General features: G+C 63.6%; 22 protein-coding genes. 20 read left to right on the forward strand and 2 right to left on the reverse strand.

Annotation, left to right across the window (positions count from 1 at the left end):
* Nucleotides 1-85: 85 nt before the first annotated feature.
* The 7 genes from tldD to DFK10_RS03870 all read left to right on the forward strand — a co-directional run bounded on the left by tldD (nucleotide 86) and on the right by DFK10_RS03870 (nucleotide 9023).
* Nucleotides 86-1510 carry a metalloprotease TldD gene (gene tldD, locus DFK10_RS03840; protein WP_109386785.1) on the forward strand — a complete coding sequence of 475 codons (1425 nt, stop codon included), beginning with the start codon at nucleotides 86-88 and terminating at the stop codon, nucleotides 1508-1510.
* On the forward strand, nucleotides 1507-1956 hold the full coding sequence (locus DFK10_RS03845; protein ID WP_109386787.1) for a hypothetical protein: 450 nt from the start codon (nucleotides 1507-1509) through the stop codon (nucleotides 1954-1956). Before tldD ends, DFK10_RS03845 begins: the two co-directional genes overlap by 4 nt.
* Before the next feature lie 94 nt (nucleotides 1957-2050).
* Nucleotides 2051-3196, forward strand: a complete 1146-nt coding sequence (gene dprA, locus DFK10_RS03850) for a DNA-processing protein DprA (RefSeq protein WP_109386789.1) — start codon at nucleotides 2051-2053, stop codon at nucleotides 3194-3196.
* A 181-nt stretch (nucleotides 3197-3377) separates the two neighbouring features.
* Entirely contained in the window at nucleotides 3378-5885 is a 2508-nt protein-coding gene (topA, locus tag DFK10_RS03855) for a type I DNA topoisomerase (protein ID WP_109386791.1), read from the forward strand.
* Between the two features lie 86 nt (nucleotides 5886-5971).
* Nucleotides 5972-6982 (forward strand): lysylphosphatidylglycerol synthase transmembrane domain-containing protein, encoded by a 1011-nt coding sequence (locus DFK10_RS03860; protein WP_109386793.1) that lies wholly within the window; start codon nucleotides 5972-5974, stop codon nucleotides 6980-6982.
* A gap of 5 nt (nucleotides 6983-6987) precedes the next feature.
* Entirely contained in the window at nucleotides 6988-8286 is a 1299-nt protein-coding gene (locus DFK10_RS03865) for an FAD-binding oxidoreductase (protein WP_109387114.1), read from the forward strand.
* A complete protein-coding gene (locus tag DFK10_RS03870) occupies nucleotides 8286-9023 on the forward strand; it encodes an SDR family NAD(P)-dependent oxidoreductase (protein WP_109386795.1) in 738 nt (245 codons plus the stop codon). Before DFK10_RS03865 ends, DFK10_RS03870 begins: the two co-directional genes overlap by 1 nt.
* Here DFK10_RS03870 and DFK10_RS03875 read toward each other — a convergent pair.
* Together DFK10_RS03875 and DFK10_RS03880 are read right to left on the reverse strand one after the other, a co-directional pair.
* Entirely contained in the window at nucleotides 9020-10444 is a 1425-nt protein-coding gene (locus tag DFK10_RS03875) for a UbiA family prenyltransferase (RefSeq protein ID WP_109386797.1), read from the reverse strand. The two genes, DFK10_RS03870 and DFK10_RS03875, sit on opposite strands and share 4 nt — an antisense overlap.
* A 1-nt stretch (nucleotide 10445) precedes the next feature.
* Entirely contained in the window at nucleotides 10446-11294 is an 849-nt protein-coding gene (locus DFK10_RS03880; RefSeq protein WP_109386799.1) for a lytic transglycosylase domain-containing protein, read from the reverse strand.
* Nucleotides 11295-11650: 356 nt separating this feature from the next.
* Between DFK10_RS03880 and DFK10_RS03885 the strand changes: the two genes are divergently transcribed.
* From DFK10_RS03885 to DFK10_RS03945, 13 genes are all read left to right on the forward strand, one after another.
* Entirely contained in the window at nucleotides 11651-11836 is a 186-nt protein-coding gene (locus DFK10_RS03885; RefSeq protein ID WP_109386801.1) for a Flp family type IVb pilin, read from the forward strand.
* 40 nt (nucleotides 11837-11876) lie between these two features.
* Nucleotides 11877-12062, forward strand: coding sequence for a Flp family type IVb pilin (locus DFK10_RS03890; protein ID WP_109386801.1), 186 nt, complete (start codon nucleotides 11877-11879; stop codon nucleotides 12060-12062).
* 166 nt (nucleotides 12063-12228) lie between these two features.
* Nucleotides 12229-12414: a Flp family type IVb pilin gene (locus DFK10_RS03895; RefSeq protein WP_109387116.1), complete on the forward strand. Its 186-nt coding sequence runs from the start codon at nucleotides 12229-12231 to the stop codon at nucleotides 12412-12414.
* A 147-nt stretch (nucleotides 12415-12561) separates the two neighbouring features.
* Nucleotides 12562-13428, forward strand: coding sequence for a Flp pilus assembly protein CpaB (gene cpaB / locus DFK10_RS03900; protein WP_109386803.1), 867 nt, complete (start codon nucleotides 12562-12564; stop codon nucleotides 13426-13428).
* A gap of 195 nt (nucleotides 13429-13623) precedes the next feature.
* Nucleotides 13624-15051 (forward strand): type II and III secretion system protein family protein, encoded by a 1428-nt coding sequence (locus DFK10_RS03905; protein ID WP_109386805.1) that lies wholly within the window; start codon nucleotides 13624-13626, stop codon nucleotides 15049-15051.
* 11 nt (nucleotides 15052-15062) lie between these two features.
* Entirely contained in the window at nucleotides 15063-15755 is a 693-nt protein-coding gene (locus DFK10_RS03910; protein ID WP_109386807.1) for an OmpA family protein, read from the forward strand.
* A gap of 276 nt (nucleotides 15756-16031) precedes the next feature.
* Entirely contained in the window at nucleotides 16032-17270 is a 1239-nt protein-coding gene (locus tag DFK10_RS03915) for an AAA family ATPase (RefSeq protein ID WP_109386809.1), read from the forward strand.
* 12 nt (nucleotides 17271-17282) lie between these two features.
* Nucleotides 17283-18728, forward strand: coding sequence for a CpaF family protein (locus DFK10_RS03920; protein ID WP_109386811.1), 1446 nt, complete (start codon nucleotides 17283-17285; stop codon nucleotides 18726-18728).
* 1 nt (nucleotide 18729) lies between these two features.
* Entirely contained in the window at nucleotides 18730-19698 is a 969-nt protein-coding gene (locus DFK10_RS03925) for a type II secretion system F family protein (protein WP_109386813.1), read from the forward strand.
* Nucleotides 19699-19706: 8 nt separating this feature from the next.
* Nucleotides 19707-20687 carry a type II secretion system F family protein gene (locus DFK10_RS03930; protein ID WP_109386815.1) on the forward strand — a complete coding sequence of 327 codons (981 nt, stop codon included), beginning with the start codon at nucleotides 19707-19709 and terminating at the stop codon, nucleotides 20685-20687.
* Nucleotides 20688-20827: 140 nt separating this feature from the next.
* Nucleotides 20828-21388: a tetratricopeptide repeat protein gene (locus DFK10_RS03935; RefSeq protein WP_109386817.1), complete on the forward strand. Its 561-nt coding sequence runs from the start codon at nucleotides 20828-20830 to the stop codon at nucleotides 21386-21388.
* A gap of 29 nt (nucleotides 21389-21417) precedes the next feature.
* Nucleotides 21418-22275 (forward strand): tetratricopeptide repeat protein, encoded by an 858-nt coding sequence (locus DFK10_RS03940; RefSeq protein WP_109386819.1) that lies wholly within the window; start codon nucleotides 21418-21420, stop codon nucleotides 22273-22275.
* Between the two features lie 4 nt (nucleotides 22276-22279).
* Nucleotides 22280-22786: a prepilin peptidase gene (locus tag DFK10_RS03945; protein WP_109386821.1), complete on the forward strand. Its 507-nt coding sequence runs from the start codon at nucleotides 22280-22282 to the stop codon at nucleotides 22784-22786.
* Nucleotides 22787-22788 lie beyond the last annotated feature (2 nt).

Consider the following 22788-nt stretch of genomic DNA (forward strand, 5'->3'; position numbering starts at 1 on the left):
ATAATCTTAGGACCAACTCAAGCGCGGCCATTGTGGCAAACGGTCGCTTTTTTGATCTGGATCAAGTCCAGAGCACAGGAGTCCCATGTCAGACACGACCTTTCGCCCCTTCGAAACCCATATAGACCGCGAAACGGCTTTGTCACAGGTCAAGGCCGCCGTCGCGGGGGCCGACGACGGAGAGCTCTTCCTCGAACGGCGCAAGTCCGAAGTGATCTCTTTCGACGACGGCCGGGTCAAAACCGCCAGTTTCGACGCGTCCGAAGGCTTCGGCCTGCGCGCCGTGCGTGGCGAGACCGCCGGTTATGCCCACTCTACCCGGATCGACGAACAGGCGCTAAAGCGTGCGGTGGCCACCGCGCGGCTGGCCGTCGGCGATGGCGGCGGCACGATGGCAGAGGGCCCGGCACGGACCAACCGGCACCTTTATACCGATGCGGACCCGATGGCCGAGGCCGCGTTCCCCGCCAAGATCGAGCTGCTGGCCGAAATCGACGCGGTCGCACGCCAGATGGATTCCCGTGTCGTTCAGGTCTCCGCGACCCTTGCCGCCTCGCACCAGGAAGTCGTCATCCTGCGACCGGATGGCACCGTGGTCTCCGACACGCGGCCCATGAGCCGCCTCAACGTTTCCGTCATCGTCGAGGAAAACGGCCGCCGCGAAAGCGGGGCAGCGGGTGGTGGCGGTCGGCTGGGGCTGTCACAGGTGATCGCCCGCGAAAGCTGGGAGCCCAAGCTGCGCGAGGCGCTGCGCATTGCGCTTGTCAACCTTGTGGCTGAACCGGCCCCGGCAGGCGTGATGGACGTGGTCCTTGGCCCCGGCTGGCCCGGTATCCTGCTGCACGAGGCCGTTGGCCACGGGTTGGAGGGCGACTTCAATCGAAAGGGATCTTCCGCCTTTGCAGGGCTGATGGGCCAGCAGGTCGCGGCGAAAGGCGTGACAGTGCTGGACGATGGCACGATCCCCGACCGGCGCGGGTCGCTGACGGTGGATGACGAGGGCACGCCCTCGGGCCGGAACGTGCTGATCGAGGACGGCACGCTGGTGGGCTACATGCAGGATCGCCAGAACGCGCGCCTGATGGGAGTCACCCCCACCGGCAACGGACGGCGCGAAAGCTATGCCCATATTCCCATGCCGCGCATGACCAATACATACATGCTGGGTGGCGATGCCGACCCCGAGGCGCTGGTCACCGACCTGAAGGACGGCATCTATGCCGTGGGGTTCGGCGGCGGGCAGGTCGACATCACCAGCGGCAAGTTCGTCTTTTCCTGCACCGAGGCCTACCGGGTGAAGGATGGCAAGGTCGGTGCGCCGGTCAAGGGCGCGACCCTGATCGGCGACGGAGCCACGGCCCTGCAACAGATCCGCGGCATCGGCAATGACATGGCCCTCGACCCAGGCATGGGCAATTGCGGCAAGGCCGGGCAATGGGTGCCCGTGGGCGTTGGACAGCCCAGCCTTCTGATCGGTGGGCTTACCGTGGGCGGGGCCGCCGCGGCATGAACCTGTTTCGCAGCCCGCCCGTGGCTGGAACCAGCTGGCGGCTGCTCTTGGGTGGCGTTCTGGGGGTGCTTCTGGGCGCACTTGTCCTGGGTGCAGTCTTTCACGGCCTGGCCATCTTGACCGCACCGCCACCGGCCAGCCCGCCCGGTTTTGTCGATTCTGTATTCACCAACATGTCGGCCATGATGCTGATGTCGCCGCTTGTGACATGGATCGGGCTTGTCCCGGCCTGCCTGCTGGCGGTTCCCGCCGCGCGCAGCGGCTGGGCCGGCCCGGGCACGGCGATTGTGGCGGCGGCGGTTTTCTTCGGCACGGCCGGCTTCCTGAACGGCGGACTGTATATCATGTATCTCTGGTCGGTTGCGGCAATGCCGTTTGCACTTTTGTTCTGGACCGGTGCCTGGCTGCTCGAACCGCGCCTGCGGGCCGGTCGGCAAAGCAGCTGAGCGTTCCGGCGAAACCCAACAGATCGGCATTTTCCTTTACCCGCGGTTAACCCTTGGCGGTCTAAACCTGATCCCGCAACAGGCGGAGGACAGGATGACCGGGGATACACGCTCTTCCACTCACCCCCCACTCCCACCCACCACGGAAGACGAACGGTTCAGCGCCCTTCGCCTGTTGCGCTCGCGCCGCGTGGGGCCATCGACCTATCGTCGACTGCTGGCCGAACACGGGGATGCGACCGGGGCACTCGCCGCCTTGCCACAAATTGCCCGCGCCGCCGGCGTGGACAATTACGAACCCTGCCCCGAGGGCGTGATCGTCAACGAAATGAAAGCCGGCGCCTCTGCCGGGGCACAGCTGACATTTCAAGGCGATCCGGCCTACCCGACCGACCTGGCCGAAATCGCCGATGCGCCGGTCGCCCTCTGGCTGCTTGGCGACGCATCCCTGCTGGGCCGCCCGAAAGTCGCCCTTGTGGGCGCGCGCAATGCCTCTTCCCTGGGCACCCGCATGACCCGCAAACTGGCCGCCAAACTGGGAGACGCGGGGTTTTGCGTGGTTTCGGGCCTGGCGCGCGGGATTGACGCCGTGGCCCACGACGCCACCCTTCAGAGCGGCACGATCGCCGTGCAGGCAGGCGGTGTCGATGTGATCTACCCCGCCGAAAACGCCACCCTGGCCAGTCGGATCGCCGAAACCGGCCTGCGCCTGTCCGAACAACCCATGGGCCTGCAGCCCCAAGCCCGGCATTTTCCCGCCCGCAATCGAATCATCTCGGGCCTTGTCAGTGCCGTGATCGTTGTCGAAGCCGCGGCGAAATCCGGCAGCCTGATCACCGCCCGCAACGCGCTGGACCAGGGCCGCGATGTCATGGCTGTGCCCGGCCACCGTTTCGATGCCCGCGCAGCAGGCTGCAACATGCTGATCCGCGATGGGGCGCATCTCGTGCGCAGCGCAGAGGACGTCATCGAGGCGATCGACCGGCCAGCGCTGGACAATGATGTGCAGATGGCAATGGATATTGCGCCCGCGCCGCCCCCCGAACGCCGCAGCCTGCGCGACACGGCGCGCCTGCACCAGGACATCCTGGCGCGTCTCGGCCCGAGTCCCGTGGCCGAGGACCAGTTGATCCGCGACCTGCGCGCCGCACCGGGCCAGGTCGCCCCGGCGCTGGTCGACCTTGAGCTGGACGGCAAGATCCTGCGCCAGCCCGGCGGCCTCTTGTCGAAGGCCGTCTAGCACGGCCCACCGCCCTCCAAACACGCCGCTTGGCCGCCCGACTCCGCGGCCCCTTGCCATCATATTTCGACCAGCGACTTGACCCGGTCGACCGCCCGTCCCAAGTCAACGCATTGACAAACCCGGCGGTGCACGGCCTTTATGCGCCGCCCAAGGCCCATTGCTTTTTCAAGGAGTTTTCATGCCCGTTGTCGTCGTCGAGTCCCCGGCCAAGGCCAAGACAATCAACAAATATCTGGGCTCCGACTACACCGTGCTGGCCTCTTACGGCCATGTCCGTGACCTGCCTGCAAAAAACGGATCGGTCGACCCGGACAACGGATTCGACATGGTCTGGGAGGTCGGCAATGACAGCCGCAAGCACGTCAAGGCCATCGCCGACGCGCTGAAAAACGACAACGAACTGATCCTCGCCACCGACCCCGACCGCGAAGGCGAGGCGATCAGCTGGCACCTGCAAGAGGCCCTGACCAAGCGGCGCTCGATCAAGAAGGACACCGCCGTCAGCCGCGTGACCTTCAACGCGATCACCAAGGAAGCCATCACCGAGGCGATGCAGCATCCCCGCCAGGTCGATGAAGACCTGGTAGAGGCCTACCTGGCCCGTCGCGCGCTGGACTACCTGGTCGGTTTTAACCTCTCGCCGGTCCTTTGGCGCAAACTGCCGGGCGCACGCAGTGCCGGGCGGGTGCAATCGGTCTGCCTGCGGCTGATCGTCGAACGCGAGATGGAAATCGAAGCCTTCAATCCGCGCGAATACTGGTCGGTCAAGGCGGTGCTGGAAACCCCGCGCGGCCAGAGTTTCGAGGCGCGGCTGACGACGCTGGCCGGCAAGCGGCTGGAAAAGTTCGACATCGAGAACGAGACCCAGGCCGAAATGGCCGTTCAGGCGGTGACGTCGCGTGACCTTTCGGTGCTCAAGGTCGAAGCCAAGCCCAGCACGCGCAACCCCTCGCCGCCCTTCATGACCTCGACCTTGCAGCAAGAAGCCAGCCGCAAGTTCGGCATGGGCGCCCGGCAATGCATGAACGCCGCCCAGCGCCTCTACGAGGCCGGCCTGATCACCTATATGCGGACCGACGGGATCGACATGGCGCCCGAGGCCGTGGCAGACGCGCGGGGCGCGATCGAGACCCGCTATGGCAAGGATTACGTCCCCGCCGACGCCCGCGTCTACAAGAACAAGGCCAAGAACGCGCAGGAAGCTCACGAATGCATCCGACCCACGGACATGAGCAAGTCCGTGGCCGAGGCGAAGATCAGCGAGCAGGACCAGCAGAAGCTCTATGACCTGATCTGGAAACGCACGCTGGCCAGCCAGATGCAAGCGGCCAAACTGGAGCGCACCAGCGTCGATATCGGCAGCGCAGATGGACAGGTCGTGCTGCGGGCCAATGGCCAGGTGGTGCTGTTCGACGGTTTTCTCGCCGTCTACGAGGAAGGCCGCGATGACGTTGTCGATGATGACGACAAGCGGTTGCCCCAGATGGCCGAAGGCGACGCGGCGAAGAAGACCTCCGTCAGCCCCGAGCAACATTTCACCCAGCCCCCGCCCCGCTATACCGAGGCAACACTGGTCAAGCGGATGGAAGAGCTCGGGATCGGACGGCCTTCGACCTATGCCAGCGTGATCACCACCATCCAGGATCGCGAATATGTCCGCAAGGAAAAGAACCGCCTGATCCCCGAGGACAAGGGCCGGATCGTGACGGTCTTCCTGCTGAATTTCTTCCGCAAATATGTGGGCTACGAATTCACCGCGAATCTCGAAGAGATGCTGGACGATGTCTCGGCCGGGCAGCGCGACTGGAAAGAGGTTCTTTCGGGCTTCTGGCGGGACTTCCACAAGGCGATCGAGGAAACCTCGGAACTGCGGATCACCGAGGTGCTGGACGTGCTCGACGACGTTCTGGCACCGCAATTGTATCCCCCCCGCGAGGACGGGTCCGACCCGCGCATCTGCCCCAAATGCGGCGAGGGGCGTTTGCACCTCAAGACCTCGCGCACAGGTGGGTTCGTGGGGTGCGGCAATTACCCCGAATGCACCTATACCCGGCCCATCGCCGGTGAAGGCGCGGATGGCGACGAACGAGTCCTGGGCGAGGATCAGGGCGATGAGATCTGGCTGAAATCGGGCCGTTTCGGACCTTACGTCCAACGCGGCGAACCGACGCCGGAAAACAAGAAGCCGCCGCGCGCCTCATTGCCCAAGGGCTGGGACAAGGACGCGATGGACCTCGAAAAGGCCCTGACCCTGCTCAGCCTTCCGCGCGAGATCGGCACTCACCCCGAGGGCGGCGAGATCAAGTCCAATTTCGGGCGCTTTGGTCCTTATGTCATGCACCAGCTGCCGGATGAGGCCAAGCCGGTCTATGTCAACCTCAAGGACCCCGATGACGTGTTCCAGATCGGCATGAACCGTGCGGTGGAAATGCTGGCCGAGAAGCGGGCCAATCCCGGCCGGGGCCGAAGCGCGGCCGCCAAACCCCTCAAGGAGCTGGGCGAACACCCGTCCGAGGGTGGGCCGGTCAACGTGATGGATGGCCGCTACGGCCCTTATGTCAAATGGGGCAAGGTCAATGCGACGATCCCCAAGGGGACCGAGCCCGCCGATGTGACCATGGACCAGGCGGTGCAATGGATTGCCGAGAAATCCGCCAAGAAGGGCAAGGGTCGCAAGAAGGCGTAACCGTCGCCCATAAACCCGTCAAAACCGTTTCGGTTTGCGAAACGGTTTCATAATATCGCCCCAATCTGTGTCTAGATGGGCCGGTAATGAGCTTGTCCGTTTATCCAAACGCCGCGGCGGCACCAACCGGTCCGTCGCGCCCCGCCGCCCGCCGCTGGCGCGATATCGCCCTGCTGGCAGGGCTCTTTGCCGTCGTCATCGCCGGGCTGGCCGGGCTGGCCGCCGCCACCGGCTGGGCCGAGACCCGAGACCAGTTGATGCGCCTGACCGTCGCGCAGGTTGCGATCCTGTTGGCCCTGAGCCTGGTGAACTACCTTTTTCGCGGCGCGCGTTGGCACCTTTTCACCCAGCGGCTGGGCCTGCCGACGGGTCCTGTGCAGGACATCCGGCACTTCCTCGGCGGCTTCGCCATGTCGGTGACACCGGGCCGGGTGGGCGAACTGATCCGCATGCGGTGGCTCAAACGGGAAACCGGCTGGTCCGTAGAACGCACAGCGCCTCTGGTGCTGGTTGATCGCGCCTCGGACCTCGCCGCAATGGCCTTGATCCTTGCGCTGTCCGTGGGCCTTTCGGCCGGGGGTGCGACACTGGCCATCCCGGTTGCTCTTCTGGCCCTTGCCGCGGCATGGATCGCGACCCGGCCGCGGCTGTTGGCCGGGGGCGTCACATGGGCCTACCGGCTCACTGGCTTTCTGCCGCGCCTGATGGGGCGCGTGCGGGGTGCAGCACGGTCCTTGGCAGTTTTCTCGACCGGACCGACCCTGTCGCTGTCGATCCTGCTGGGGCTTATCGGCTGGGGCGCGGAAGGCTACGCGTTTCACCTCCTTCTGGGCTGGATGGGGGCGGATATCGGCCTCTGGACGGCGATGGGTATCTTCACCTTCGCCACACTTGCGGGCGGATTGACCGGCGCACCGGGCGGCGTCGGCGGGGCCGAGGCGGCGATGGTCGCGCTCTTGTCCATCGAAGGCGTCCCGCTGGAGGTTTCGATCCCCGCCACCGCCGTGATCCGGCTGACCACGCTGTGGTTCGCCATCGGCATAGGGCTGGCGGTCTTTCCATTGGCCGAACGCTGCGCCGCGCGAGCCCGGGGATGATCGCGATGCGCTGGCGCAAGGACATCGCCTATACCGGCTGGGGGCGGGCGCTGACCGCCTCGGGCCGCGTCGCGCGCCCTGTCACGGAGCAGGAGATCGACACCATCGCGCCGGCCTTCGGCAACCGGCGATCCTATGGCGATGCCCCGCTCAACGATGGCGGCGCAGTGCTGGACATGACCGCGCAGGACCGGATCCTCGCCTTTGACCGCAAGACCGGCCTGATCACCGTGGAGGCCGGCGTAACCATCGGGGCGCTGGCCCGCATCCTGCCGCCGCAGGGCTGGTTGCCCCCGGTGATGCCCGGCACCGGCATCGCCACCGTGGGCGGGGCGGTGGCGATGGATGTGCATGGCAAGAACCACCACAATACGGGCAGCTTTTGCCAGCACGTGACCGCCCTGACCCTTTTGCAGAACGGCAAGCGGCGCAAGATCACGCCCGACCGCGACAAGCGGCTTTGGGCGGCGACCTGCGGCGGGCTGGGTCAGACCGGCATCATCACGCAAGTCACCATCCAGCTTAAGCGCTGTCCCGGTGAGGTCATGGTCGTCACGGAGCGACGGGTCGAGGACTGGGCCGAGCATATCGCCCATCTCGATGCTTCGGACGCGACCTATTGCGTCGGTTGGATCGACGCGACCGCGACCGGCCCCAAGCTGGGACGTGGCATCCTGGAAGAGGCCGAGATCGGTTCCGGACTTGCCCCGGCCCGCCCCAAGCGGCGCAGCGTGCCGCTGGACGCACCAAGCTGGGCCTTGTCCGGCCCGGTCGTGCGGGCCTTCAACAGCGTCTACTACCACAGGGTCCCGGCAACGGGCCGGACGGTGGTGCGCGCCTTCGAGGACTTCTTCTTTCCGCTGGACAAGATCCACGACTGGAACCGGCTATACGGCAAGCGCGGTTTTCACCAGTTCCAATGCGTCGTGCCGCTGGACAGGGCCGATACCTTGCGGGCAATGCTGGCGGAGATCGCCGAGAGCGGCCTTGCCTCGCCGCTGGCCGTGCTCAAACGCATGGGCGATGGCCGCGCCGGTTACCTGTCATTCCCGATGCCCGGCTATACCCTGGCGGTAGACTTCCCCAACCGGGAGTCCGCACGTGACCTGATCGCCCGACTGGAGAATCAGGCGATCGCCGCCAGAGGACGCATCTATTTGGCCAAGGACGGGCTGGCCAAGGGCCCGAGCGTCAAGGCCATGTATCCCGAACATCCCGAATGGGTCGCGCAGGTCATGAAGGCGGATCCAGATGGAAAACTGGCAACGGATATGGTCCGCCGATTGGACCTGCGGAGGTTATGATGGAACAGACCTGGATCATTCTGGGGGCAAGCTCGACCATGGCGCGGGCCTTCATGCAGAAACTGGCCGAACAGGGCGCGGGGCTGATCCTGGCCGGGCGGCGGATGGATGATTTGAAGACCAACGCCAGCGATGCGCTGGCCCGGGGTGCATCCATGGCAGAGCCTATCGCTTTCGATGCGCGCGATCCCGGCACCTTCCAGCCCGTGATCGATCTGGCCCTGAAACAGGCCGGCCAGATCAATTGCGCGGTTTTCGTCGGCTCCATGCCCCCGCAGGAAGAGATCGACGCAGACCCCGCCATGCTCGATGGTGTAATCGCAGACAGTTTCACCGGCCCCGCGCGGTTCCTGCAGATGCTGGCGCCGCACCTTGAGGCGCGTGGATCGGGCAGCATTGTCGGCGTCGGCTCGGTCGCGGGCGACCGGGGCCGGATCGGGAACTACGTCTATGGCGGGGCAAAGGGCGGTTTCGCCACCTACCTGTCAGGGCTGCGGAACAGACTGGGCCGTGAAGGCGTCCATGTCATGACGGTCAAGCCCGGGCCCGTGGACACCGCCATGACCCAAGGCATGGACGACCTGCCCTTCATGACGACGCCAGACGCCGTGGCCGACGACATCCTCGCCGGTCTCAAGCGTGGCAAGAACGTGCTTTACACCCGGCGCATCTGGTGGCCGATCATGACCGTGATCCGGGCGATCCCCGAACCTGTCTTCAAGAAGATGTCGATCTAGCCCACCAGCCTGAAATACCACTCGGTCCACAGACCGGCCGCATAGAACATGAGGGACAGGGTGATCAGCAGGTAACCGATGCCGCGAATGTCGCGGAGGGCGAACACGATGGGATCGTAGTCCTGCTTGCCGAAATAGCCCAGCCGGATCATCCGGTAGAGCCAGGCCGCGATGGGAAGCAAAGCCACCCAGAGCAGCCATTGATCGGGATAGAGGATCCGCGCCTGATCCGACCAGGAATACAGAAAGAAGATCACCAAAGCGCCCACCATGCCCAGCACCGCCATGTTGAGCAGATCCCCCCGGTCGCCCCGCGCATAGCCGCGGCCGGGCAGCGGCTTGTCGTCGGCGGCCAGGGCCAGTTCGGTCATGCGTTTGACGCAGCCCAGCGTCAGGAAGATCGGGAATATGAAAATCAGCATGAAGACCGAGGCATAGACCTCGCTCGCCGCTGCACCGGCCACAACCCGCAGCGTGTAGAGCGAGGCCAGTGTCGCGATATCGATCCAGCGCAGCCGCTTGAGCCGCATGGAATAGGCCAGTGACAGCGCCATATAGAACGCCACAACCCCGAACATCTGCCACGACAGGGCCGCACCGACCCCCAGCGCCACAATGGCGAGCAATAGGCAGGCGGCCATGCCGACGGGTATGGGCACGGTTCCGGCGGCGAAAGGGCGCCTTTTCTTGGTAGCGTGCAACCGGTCGGCCTCGATATCCAGAAGATCGTTGACGATATAGATCGTCGAAGCCGCCGCCGAGAACGCCACGATCCCGAGACAGACCCGCAGGAAGGTGTCGAAATGGAAGGCGTGCGCCGCGATCATCGGCAGGAACAGCAGGACATTCTTGACCCATTGATGCGGACGCAATGCCTTGATCAGGGCCCGCGGCGACCAGCCGCCTGCGATCCGGACCGGATCGTCCAGCTTGTGCACGGCCCCGGCGGCCCGGCCCACGACGATGGCACGATCGGCATGTCTCCAGATTTCCATGTCAGAGGCATCGTTGCCCGCGTAGTCAAACCCCTGTTCGCCATAGGCATCGACCAGCGCACGCGCCTTGGCGGCACCTTTCAGGTTCTTCCCGCCGTCCGAGGCAAAAACCCTGTCGAAGCCGAACCGCTGCGCCAGCGGGTCCACCAGCGACCTGTCCGAAGCCGACGCCAGAACCACTTCGCGGCCCTGCGCCTTGGCCTGTTCGACAAGCGCAACGATTTCCTCATGGACCGGCAACAGGTCGATCCGCAGCGGTGCGATCCGGGCAAGTGCAGCTTTGAAAGCTGCCCTGTCCGGAAGATGGCGTATCGCCCGCAAGGTTCCCTGCGGATCGGTTCCCAACCCCTTCCAGGCGCATTCGAGCAACATGTCGGTGCGCAACAAGGTCCCATCCGCATCCACGACAAGCGGCTTGTCGGACATCTCAGCCCTCCGCATTCACGTTGAAGACACAGCCATCGGTCGGCAGCTCCGGCGGCGTGACGCACAGCCCCCGCGCCACCTGCCAGGCGGCAAGCACCTTGGGCACATAGGCCCGCGTTTCGGCGAAGGGCGGGACGCCGTTGTTCTCGCGCACGGACCCTTCACCGGCATTGTATCCGGCCAGAACCATCAGCAGGTCGCGGTCGAATTCCTTCATCAACCAGTCCAGGTAGGCAACGCCGCCGGCAATGTTGTCCTTGGGGTCGAAACTGTCGCGCACGCCGAAGCGGTCTGCGGTGGCGGGCATCAATTGCATCAGCCCGCGTGCGCCCGCGCGGCTCACCGCATCGGATTTCCCCGCGCTTTCCACCGAGATCACGGCAAGGACCAGCGCCGGCGACACGTCCTTTCCGACGGAGGCCGCCAGGATATCGACGCCGTAGCGCGCGGCCAGCTCGCTCATGGCCTGTAACCTGGGTTGGGGCACCGCCGCATCGTCAGGTGCATTGAGCAGCGCGTTTTCAGCGGTCACGAAACTGGCCGGGCTGGACAGGTCCAGACTTGGCGAGACCGCGTCCCAGAACCACGCCACGTCTGAAGGTGCCGGTGCCAGTCCGGCAATGGCCGATGCACCGGGGGTGGTGGCGGCGGCCTGTCCCGCCGACGGCGGCGCAGAAGGGGTGGTGGGCCGACCCGGGGCGATCTGCACCGTAATACGGTTCGTGGCGCCGGCGGGCGGCACACCGATCCTCTTGAAGGTGAAATCCTCTTGCAGCCTGTCCTGCTCGGCACCGGCCATGCCGGTCGTCGCCAGGCCGAACAGCCCCGCCAAAATCATACTGCGCCGCATTGGTGCGGTCTCCGCCTGCCTCGGGTTTTCAGAAACTCTATCGCGTCGGCCGCAAGCTGGCCAGTATTCGCGTGAACAGTCAGCAGCTGTGTTGTCGAATTGGCGCGCCAAGATCAACAAAGTGTGGTGTCGGTCAAAGAAAAAGAAAGTTTTTTTGATTTGTTTTCAGAACTTTAAACTCCCACCAGGCAAAAAGTTAATCGGATGCAAAAATGCACGAAAGGCGTCCAAATCTTGCCCCAATCCAATGGCCATATTGGCCCATCCGAAACGGGGACTGTGCCATTGAGAGGCCGGCGCAGGTAGATCCGCAACGGGAACAGAAACTGAGCGATACCCCTGAGGAGGGACATACAATGCTGAACTTTATCAAGAACTTCCGCCGTGACGAAGACGGCGCCGTGACCGTCGACTGGGTCGTGCTGACCGCCGCCATCGTTGGCCTCGGCATCGCCGTGCTGGCTTCCGTGGGTGGTGGCACCGCCGATCTGGCCGACAAGATCGAAGCGCAGCTGAGCGCACAGACCATCGCGACCTACTAATCGCGATACCCGTTGAAGAGTTGAAGAACGGAGTAACTCCATGTTGAACTTCATCAAGAACTTCCGCCGTGACGAAGACGGCGCCGTGACCGTCGACTGGGTCGTGCTGACCGCCGCCATCGTTGGCCTCGGCATCGCCGTGCTGGCTTCCGTGGGTGGTGGCACCGCCGACCTGGCCGACAAGATCGAAGCGCAGCTGAGCGCACAGACCATCGCGACCTACTAATCGCGACCGGATCCTACAAAAGGGTCGCCCGTATCGCGGGTGGCCCTTTTCATTTGGCGCGTCTGCGCCGTTTGATTGATCTCTGAAACACCATTGTTGCGACCACAAGCCGCCACATTCCCTCTATAGGCAATGGGGGAAATCCAATTTGACCTGGGAGACCTGGATGACCCGAATTTTCAAGAAATACCGCCGCGACGAAAGCGGCGCTGTGACAGTCGATTGGGTCGTTCTGACCGCGGCGCTGGTCGGACTTGGCGTCGGCGTCATCGCGGTGATTGGCCAGGGCGCGACTGACAAGTCCACCGGGCTCGGCGCCCACCTGAGCAACCAGTCGATCCAGAGCTTCTGATCGCGCGACCTATCGCGCCCGCTCACCGCGAACCGGCATTTGTCCCGAAGCGACCACCAAGGCGGCAAAAAAAAGCCGTATTCGTCAGGCATCTAAGGTCGTGAGTGAGTGGGTGCCGCAGGGGCACCAAAACCGAAAGGAAAGACGATGCGAGCAGTATTTGGTCTTGTCCTGATCATCGGGGTCGGCCTGGCAGGCGCGGCCATCTACATGGTTCAGGGCTATTTCGAACAGCAGAACGCCCAGCTCGCGGCACAGCGCGCTGCGATGGCTCAGAATGTTCCCACGGTCGATGTGCTGGCCGTGAACCGGACCGTCGAATACGGCGAACAGATCAATCCCGAGGATGTCGTCATCATCAAGCACGCCGAACCCTTCTTGCCCGAGGGCGTCTTCCGCACCCAGGAAGAGTTCTTCCCCGATGGTCCCGAGAAGCTGCGTGTGGCCGTGCGCCAGATGGAACCGAACGAACCGCTTATGGCCATCAAGGTCACCGCACCGGGCGAAAGCGCCGGCATCAATGCCCTTCTGACGCCCGGAATGCAGGCCTACGCGATCGACGTGAACGTGCGCTCGGCCGTGTCCGGCTTCCTGCGGCCCGGCGACCGGGTCGACGTCTACTGGACCGGCCAGGTCAACCTTGGCGAGATGGGCGGCACGAACGGCGTGACGACCCGTCTGATCCAAAGCGGCTTGACCATCGTTGCCGTTGACCAGAGCACCGACAGCGGCCGTTCCTCGGCATCGGACAGAGTGCGGACCGTCACTGTCGAAGCCGACAGTGCGCAGGTGGCCGCGCTCGCCACCGCACAAGGGTCCGGAGAATTGTCGCTGGCCCTGGTGGGCGACGATGCTCCCTCGGACCTTACCAGCCAGATCGAGGTGAACCAGGCCACCCTGCTCGGCATCACGCCGCGCGAAGCGCCTGAACCGGTCGAACAGGAACGTGTCTGCACCATCCGCCAGAACCGCGGGACCGAGCAGATCGAAGTGGTCATTCCCTGCACGAACTGACCAGAAGCCTTCACCGCGTCGCGCCCGGTCCCGCTTGGAGCCGGGCGTTCGCATTTCTTCGGATGTTGCTGGTTATCCACATGAACAAGCGCACCCACAGCATTGATTCTTGCAAAAAAAGCCGTTTCGGTGCACGGTCTCGACAATAACGGGCAAAAAATGCCCTTCACTGGGCGTGATCGAGAGGCAGGTCACATGAAAATCAAGACACTCATCAAGGCAGCCCTTGCCGGGCTTTCCCTTACAATAATGGCAGCGCCATCTATCGCGCCAGCCGAAACCCTGCGGGTCATGACAGGCTCGCCCTCGCGTGCGTTGAACGTGCCGATGAACCGGGCCGTCGTTGTCGAAAGCGACGTCCCCTTCAGCGAATTGTCGATCGCCAACCCCGGGATCGCCGACATTTCGTCCCTGTCGGAGCGCACGATCTACGTTCTGGGCAAGGAGCCGGGCCGCACCACACTTACCCTCCTGGGCGGCGACGGGCGGCTGATCACCAACGTTGAGATTCATGTCACCCCCGATATCGCGGAATTCAAGGAACGGCTGGAACAGATCCTGCCCGGTGAACCGATCGAGGTGCGCACCGCCAATGACGGTATCGTGCTGTCCGGCACGGTCAGCTCGTCGGCACGGCTGGACCGGGCCCTGCAACTGGCCGAACGCTACGCAGCCGGGCGGGTGTCCAACCTCATGAGCGTCGGCGGCACGCAGCAGGTCATGCTGCGCGTGCGCTTTGCCGAGATGCAGCGTTCGGTTTCGAAGCAGCTGAGTTCTTCCCTCGCCATCGGCGGCGATCTTCTGGGCGGCGACCTCGGCACGGCCGGCGGCACCGGTGCCGCCGTCACCGAGGGTGGTCGCACCGGCGCTCTGAGCGGCGCGCTTCCGGGATCGAACGACAACCAGGGCGCCATGCTCTTCGGGTTCAACGCCGGCGGCCTCGAAGTCGGTATCCTGATGGAGGCCCTGGAGCAGCGCGGCGTGGTCCGCACCCTGGCCGAACCGAACCTGACCGCCCTGTCGGGCCAGGAGGCGCGGTTCCTGGCGGGCGGCGAATACCCGATCCCGATCGCCCAGGACGACGACACGATCACCGTGGAATACAAGCCCTTCGGCATCGAGCTGAACTTCATCCCGCGGGTCATCGACGGCGACGTGATCAACCTGGAACTCAACGCGTCGGTCAGCGCGATCGATCCGACCAACGGTTTCAACCAGAACGGTTTTTCCATCGACGCTTTCAGCACCCGCGAAACCTCGACCACGGTCGAGATGCGCGACGGCGAAAGCTTCGCCATTGCCGGGCTGCTGTCGGATGACTTCACCGACCTGAACGGCCAGGTGCCGTGGCTGGGTGATATCCCGGTGCTGGGCGCCCTGTTCCGCAGCGCCGAATATTCGCGTCAGCAGACCGAGCTGGTCATCATCGTCACGCCTCATCTGGTGACACCGACCCGCGGCGAGGCGCTGGCCCTGCCGACGGATCGGGTCCGCCCGCCTTCGGAACGCGACCTGTTCCTGTTCGGCCGGGTCGCATCGGAAAACGCCCCCACATCGGGCGGCGCAGGTGAAGTGGCACGCCAGGACTTCAGCGGGTCCTACGGCTACGTCATGGACAATTGAGGAGCGAGGCCATGAAACGACCCCTCACCTTCATCGCGGCCTCCGGCCTGATCGCTCTGAGCGGCTGTGCCGGCGAATGGCGTGACTTCAACACCCGCGAGGCGGGCGCGCAGCTCGACACCGGCTATTTCGGCAACGCGACGATGAACAATGTGCTCGTCGGAACCGGACAGGCGAATTACGTGATCAACCTGAACCAGCGTTTCTCGAACGAGGTTCAGCCGACGATCAACTTTGCCTTCAACTCGACCGCGCTGGACCAGCAAGCCCGGCAGATCTTGCGCCAACAGGCGACCTGGATCAACCAGTTCCCCGAGGTCCGCTTCAAGGTCTATGGCCATACCGACCTGGTCGGATCGCGCGCCTATAACCGCGGATTGGGTCTGCGCCGGGCCCAGGCGGCCGTGGCCTACCTGGTCAGCCAAGGCGTAGATCGCGGCCGACTCGAGGCCGTGGTCAGCCAAGGCGAAACGCAGCCTCTGATCGTGACCGAGGGGCGCGAACGCCGCAATCGCCGCACGGTCACCGAGGTGACGGGCTTCGTTCAGAATCACCCGACCGTCCTGAATGGTGAATATGCCGCCGTGATCTTCCGTGATTACGTATCGACCGGCGTTTCCGGAAGCCTGGGTGACGCCAACCCGGCGGGCCTTGGTCATTCGACGAATCTGCCGACGGGCGGTGGCGGTGGCGGCGGCAACTGATTTGCCGGCACAGAACGCGAAGAAGCATCATCAAGAAGGGGCCCCAGCGGCCCCTTTTTCGTTGCAAAGCCTCGGAAACAGAGATCGCCCTCTGCCGTGATCGTCGCATGATTTCGCACAATGGCGGAAATTCGGCCCAATTCTCGACATGTTTCTCGGTGAATTTCAACGCGATCACGGCCCCGAGTGCGTCTTGAGACAGGGCCCGAAGATTACGAGCAATCGGCCCCGCGCAGTGAAATGAGACGGGCAAGGTAAAGAAGGACGGAACCAGGCATGAGTAGTGCAATGCTGCAGCCAGACCCACAACCGATCACGGCATGCACCGTGAGTCGTGACGTGCAGAATTTCGACCTGCTCATCGAGGATATGGAAAGCTGCATGGGCGAAAGCTGGGGCGACCTGGGCTTCGAAGACGCTCTGGCCTTCCTCGAACAACCCGAAGCCGACGAACTGGAGTTCCTGGCCATCGCTCTCGACGAGGAGGATGAAGGCGATATCGGCCTCATCGTCGATATCGTCCGGGCCGCCAAGACCCGTTCGATCCGTATCATCATCATCATCGGCGAAGAGGTCTCGCCGGCATCCTTGCACATGCTGCTGCGCGAGGGCGGCGACGAGTTCGTTCCCTACCCGCTTCCCGAAGGCGAATTGGCCCAGGCGATTGAGCGGGTTCTCGCCCCGCCGGAACCGCCCGCGCCCGAAAACACGCCCGTTCTCAAGGCAACCGACGACCGAAGCGGCGTCGTGATCCCGATCCAGGGCATGGCCGGCGGAACCGGAGCCACCACACTTGCGGTCAACCTGGCCTGGGAGCTTGCCAATGCCGACAAGAACAAGCCGCCGCGGGTCTGTCTGATCGACCTGGACTTCCAGTTCGGCAGCACCTCGACTTTCCTTGACCTGCCGCGCCGCGAATCCGTGTTCGAGCTACTGCAGGACACCGAGGCCATGGACAGCGAAAGCTTCATGCAGGCCCTGCTGGGTTTCGAGGAAAAGCTGCATGTCCTGACCGCGCCGACGGACCTGATCCCGCTGGACCTTGTCACCTCCGAGGATATCAACCGGCTGATCGAGACCGCCCGGGTGAATTTCGACTACGTCGTGATCGACATGCCCAAGACCTTTGTGGAGTGGACCGAGACCGTGTTGAACGCGGCGCATGTCTTCTTCGCGACGCTGGAGCTGGACATGCGCTCGGCCCAGAACACGCTCCGGGTCAAGCGCGCGCTACAGGCGGAACAGCTGCCCTTCGAGAAGCTGCGTTTCGTTCTGAACCGCGCACCAAAATTCACCGACCTGAACGGCAAGAGCCGGATCAAGCGACTGTCGGAAAGCCTTGGCATTTCGATCGAGGTGCGGTTGCCCGATGGCGGCCGACCCGTGGCGCAGAACGCCGATCACGGCGTGCCCCTCGCCGAAGGCCTCGCGAAGAACCCGTTGCGCAAGGAAATCCTCAAGCTCGCCACGTCGGTGCACGAACACAACGTGTCCGAGGACGCGGCAACCGCATAAGGAGCCCGCCAGATGTTTTCGAAATACAAGAAGACGGCACCGGCCCCGAAGGCCGCCCCCGCCCCCGACAGCGCCACGAGCGCGCCGACAGCACCCCCTGCCCCCGAGGCGGTCAAGACGACCTTGATGAAGGAGGCGCACAAAACCGCCGCGCAGCCGGTGCCGAAGGACAAGGAAGTCAAGCGGAAGGAACGCCTGGGCGAAATCAAGCTGGAACTGCACAAGGCGCTGCTGGACAATCTCAACCTTGCCGCCCTGGAACAGGCGACCGAAAAGGATCTCAAGGCCGAGATCAGCGCGATCGCGACCGAAACCCTGGAAGACATGGGCGTGGTGCTGAACCGCGAGGAGCGCACCACCCTGACGCAAGAGCTATATTTCGAGGTCAAGGGCCTTGGCCCGCTCGAAACCCTGCTTCAGGACGACAAGGTCAACGATATCCTGGTCAACGGTCCCAAGCAGATCTTCGTGGAACGCGGCGGCAAGCTGGAACTGACGGACATCACGTTCAAGGATGAACGTCACCTGCTGCGCATCATCGACAAGATCGTGTCGGCCGTGGGTCGTCGCGTGGACGAGTCGAACCCCTATGTCGACGCCCGTCTGGCGGATGGATCGCGTTTCAACGCGATGGTTCCGCCGATTGCGGTCGACGGGTCGCTGGTGTCGATCCGGAAATTCACCAAGGACAAGCTGGGCATCCAGGACCTGGTGAACTTCGGCGCCTTTTCCGAGGAAATGGCCGCCTACCTTCAGGCCGCCGTTTCGACCCGGCTCAACGTGATCGTGTCCGGCGGGACCGGTTCGGGTAAGACGACCACCCTGAACGCCCTGTCGTCCTTCATTGACGACAGCGAACGCATCCTCACCATCGAGGACACGGCGGAACTTCAGCTGCAACAGACCCATGTGGGCCGGATGGAAAGCCGCCCGCCCAACGTCGAGGGCAAGGGCGGCGTCAGCCAGCGGGACTGTCTCAAGAACGCCCTGCGGATGCGTCCCGACCGTATCATCGTAGGGGAAACCCGGGGCGAGGAAGTCATCGACATGCTGCAGGCCATGAACACCGGCCATGACGGATCGATGACCACGATCCACGCCAACAACGCACGCGATGCGGTCAGCCGACTGGAAAACATGGTCGCCATGGCCGGGATCGAGATGCCCCTGAAGGCCGTGCGCTCACAGATCGCCAGCGCTGTGCACCTGATCGTGCAGGCCAGCCGCCTTCAGGACGGGTCGCGCCGCATGGTGTCGATCACCGAAGTGACCGGCATGGAAGGCGACGTGATCTCCATGCAAGAGATCTTCCGCTATCAGCGGGTGGGCCTGACCCCCGACAACAAGATCATCGGCCATTTCACGGCCACTGGCGTGCGGTCGCATTTCTCGGAGCGCTTCAAGCTCTGGGGCTACGACCTGCCCGCGCAAATCTTCGAACCCGTGGCGGCGCAGTAACATGACCATCTCAGCAGAACCGATAATCTACGGCCTGATCTTCATCTCGATCCTTGTCCTGGTGAACGGCATCTACCTTGTCGCCTTCGGCAAATCGATCAGCCTCAACAACCGGGTCAATCGCCGGCTGGAAATGCTGGAGAAGGGCAACAACCGCGAGGAGGTGCTCGAACAACTCCGCAAGGAGATGACCCAGCACCTGCAGAGCCAGAAGATCCCGCTCTATTCGTTGCTGGCGACCAAGGCGCAGAAAGCCAATATCGCCTTCACCCCGGCTCAGTTGATGATCCTCATGGGCGTGCTGTCGGGGGTGGCGTTCTTTGCACTGACCTTCGGGACCACCGCAGCGGCACCGGTTCGTGTGGCTGTTGCTATCGCCATGGGTGTGGGCAGTGTCTACGTGTGGATCAATTCCAAGGCCAAGAAACGGATGTCGATGCTGGAAGAGCAGCTTCCGGACGCGGTCGAACTTATGGTGCGCAGCCTGCGTGTCGGTCACCCGTTCAGCTCTGCCGTGGCCATCGTGGCCAAGGAAGTGCCCGATCCGCTGGGCTCGGAAATGGGTGTGATCTCGGACGAGGCCGCCTATGGCCGCGACATGGGCGATACGCTCAAGGCCATGGCCGAACGCATCGACATGCAGGACTTGCGCTTCCTGGCCGTGGCGGTCGCGATCCAGCAGCAGGCGGGTGGCAACCTGGCCGAAATCCTGGACGGCTTGGCCAAGGTGATCCGGGCCCGGTTCAAGCTGTTCCGCCGGGTCAAGGCCATCACCGCCGAGGCGAAATGGTCGGGCATGTTCCTGTCCGGCTTTCCCATCGTGGCACTGGTCATGATCAACGTGATCCAGCCCAACTACTATGACGACGTGCGCGAAACGTCGGCCTTCATCCCGGCTGCCCTTGTCGTGGCCGGTTTCCTGGTGGCCAACGTGATCGTCATGCGCCGGCTCGTGAATATCAAGGTCTGAGGTCCCCCATGCAGATTCTCGACACCATCAACCAAATGCTGATCGACATGCTGGGCCCGTTCGGGCCACTCATGGTCATCGGCATGCTGGGGGTCCTGCTGATCCTGCTGGTCCTGCCGACCCTACTGAAGAAGGAAGAGGACCCGCTTGAGAAACTCAAATCCGCCAACCAGGCCGCCATGGTCGCCAAGGAAGGCACCAAGCTGCGCATGGGCGGTGGCAAGGACAAGCTGGAGAAATATTCCAACTTCCTTGAACCCCAGGACCAGGAGGAATTCTCCTCGATCCAGCTCAAACTCGTCCAGGCAGGCTATCGCAGCAAGAACGCCGTGCGCATGTACCACTTCGCACAGTTCGCCCTCGGGATCGGTCTGCTGGTTCTCGGCGTGGCGTATGCGATCTACTCCTCCTCGACGGGCGATCCTACGACGAGGACCACGATCCTTTCCATCCTTCTGCCGGGCGTCGTGGGCTACATGCTGCCCAAATACTGGGTCAACCGGCGCCAGCAGGAACGCCAGGAACAGATGGTCAACGGTTTTCCGGACAGCCTCGACATGATGCTTGTCTGCGTCGAGGCGGGTCAGTCGCTGGACCAGGCCATCATCCGTGTGTCGCGCGAACTTGAATCGGGCTTTCCCGCCCTGGCCGAGGAATACAAGATCGTTGCCAACGAAATGAAAGCCGGCAAGGACAAGACCCAAGTGCTTCGCGACATGTCCGAACGCGCGGGCGTGCCCGATATCGCCAGTTTCGTCACCGTGCTGATCCAGTCCCAGCAATTCGGCACCTCGATTGCCGAGGCGCTGCGGGTCTTCTCGTCCGAGATGCGCGACAAGCGCGTCATGCGGGCCGAGGAAAAGGCGAACACCCTGCCCACCAAGATGACACTGGCGACGATGATGCTGACCGTGCCGCCGCTTTTGATCATCCTGATCGGCCCGTCGGTCTACAACATCTACATCACGCTCTCGAACGCCAACTTCTGAGGGATGCCACACGTGGCAAAAACCGCCCGGTCACCGGGCGGTTTTCCCGTGACGCCGATATTTTCTTGAACAAGCAGGCGCTTTGGGCGACCCATTGGGCAACAAGAAGACAAGAGCAGACAGGCCAAGTAGCCCACACCATGACGCGCCGCGCCCTCTGGATCATCGCCCTTTTCTGCGCCCTCGCGGCATGCGGCCCTCGTGGCTTCACGCCGACGGGCGAACGGGTCTTCGCGCCCGGCGTTGCCGGAGAAGCGGATGTCGATGGGCTGACCGTTGGCCACAGGCTCATGGCCGCGGGCGAATTCGAACTGGCCCTTCAAGCCTATACGCGCGCCGCCGGACGCCAAGGGCTGAACGTGGACACCTTGTCGGCGCTGGGGTCGGCCAACCTGCGTCTGGGCCGTCTGAACCAGGCCGAAGACCTCTTGCGCCGCGCCGTCGAGGAGGACGCGAGCTTCGTCCCCGCATGGAACAATCTTGGCGTCATCCTGATGGAACGCGGAGAAATTGCCGAGGCGGCCCAGATTTTTCGTCGCGCCTATGCAACGGATAACGGCGATTCCGACCTGATTCGGGATAACTTGCGCTTGGCACTCGCAAAATTGGAAAACCCCGGCTATTCTGTCGTCCAAGAGAACGAACAGTTCCAACTGGTTCGACGCGGCACCGGGGATTACCTGCTGCTGGGCGAACCCTAGAGGCAAGAGCAGCAAAAGGACGCAAAACCATGCGCCACCCCATCCTTTTCTCCGCGGCCCTGTTGGGAGCGATGTCACTGGCAGCCTGCGAACGTTCCGGCGAGGCCCAGGTCAACCGCGCTCTGCAGGACGTGAATGTCGTCGACGAAACAAACCTCAACGATGTGATGCTGACGGTCGGCGACCCCGATGAGGCAGTGAACTACTTTTCCCGCGCCAGCGCCAACGATCCCGGCCGGATCGACCTGATGCGCGGCTTGGCGAAATCCCTCGTTCGGGCGCGAGACTATGACCGCGCGGTGGCCGCTTGGACGGACGTGACCGACCATGAGGACAGCGGCCTCGACGACCAGGTCGACCTGGCCGATGCGCTGATCCGCACGAACCAGTGGGACCGGGCCGAACAGGTTCTGGACGCGATCCCGCCCACGCACGAGACCTATGAACGCTACCGCCTTGAAGCGATGGTCGCTGACAGCAACGAAGAATGGGACAACGCCGACAGCTTCTACGAAACCGCTGCAGGCCTGACGACCCGCCCGGCTGGTGTTCTGAACAACTGGGGGTTTTCCAAGCTGACTCGCGGCGACTATTCCGGGGCCGAAGAGCTGTTCCTGGATGCCATCCAGAACGACCGGGACCTGTTCACAGCCAAGAACAACCTGGTCATGGCCCGCGGCGCGCAGCGCAATTACGATCTGCCCGTCATTCCCATGACCCAGATCGAACGGGCGCAACTTCTGCACACGATGGCCCTGACAGCGATCAAGCAGAACGACGTGACGATCGGGCGCGGCCTGCTGCGCGAGGCGATCGACACCCACCCGCAGCATTTCGAGGCCGCGGCGCGGTCGCTTCGGGCGCTCGAAGACAACGTGACGAACTGATCTCGTGGTCGAGACATCCCTGACCGCGACCCAGGCCGCCTGGTTCCTGCCTTTCGTCGCGCCCGTGTGCCTCTATGTCGCCTGGAACGACCTGCGCGCGATGAAAATCCCCACCTGGTCCACGGACCTGCTGGCGCTCATCTTCGTTGTGGTGGGCATCTTCCTGATGCCGTTCTGGCCCGACTACGTCATGCGCTTCGCGCATTTCGGGGTGGTACTGGTCATCGGCATGGCGCTGAACGCGATCGGCGCAATGGGGGCTGGAGACAGCAAGTTCATCGCCTCGGCCGCGCCCTTCGTGGCCCTGCAAGACGCCTGGGCCGTGCTGTTCCTGCTGGCGACCAGTTTCATCGCGGCCTTCGCCGTGCATCGCCTTTGCCGGGCCATCCCCGCCATTCGCAACCTGGTTCCCGATTGGCAAAGCTGGACGGAAAAGCGACGCTTTCCCATGGGGTTCCCGCTGGGCGTGACGCTGATCCTGTACCTCGCTCACCCGTTGATCCAGGGCTAGCC

It is taken from the genome of Salibaculum griseiflavum, from assembly GCF_003129565.1.
Lineage (GTDB): Bacteria > Pseudomonadota > Alphaproteobacteria > Rhodobacterales > Rhodobacteraceae > Salibaculum > Salibaculum griseiflavum.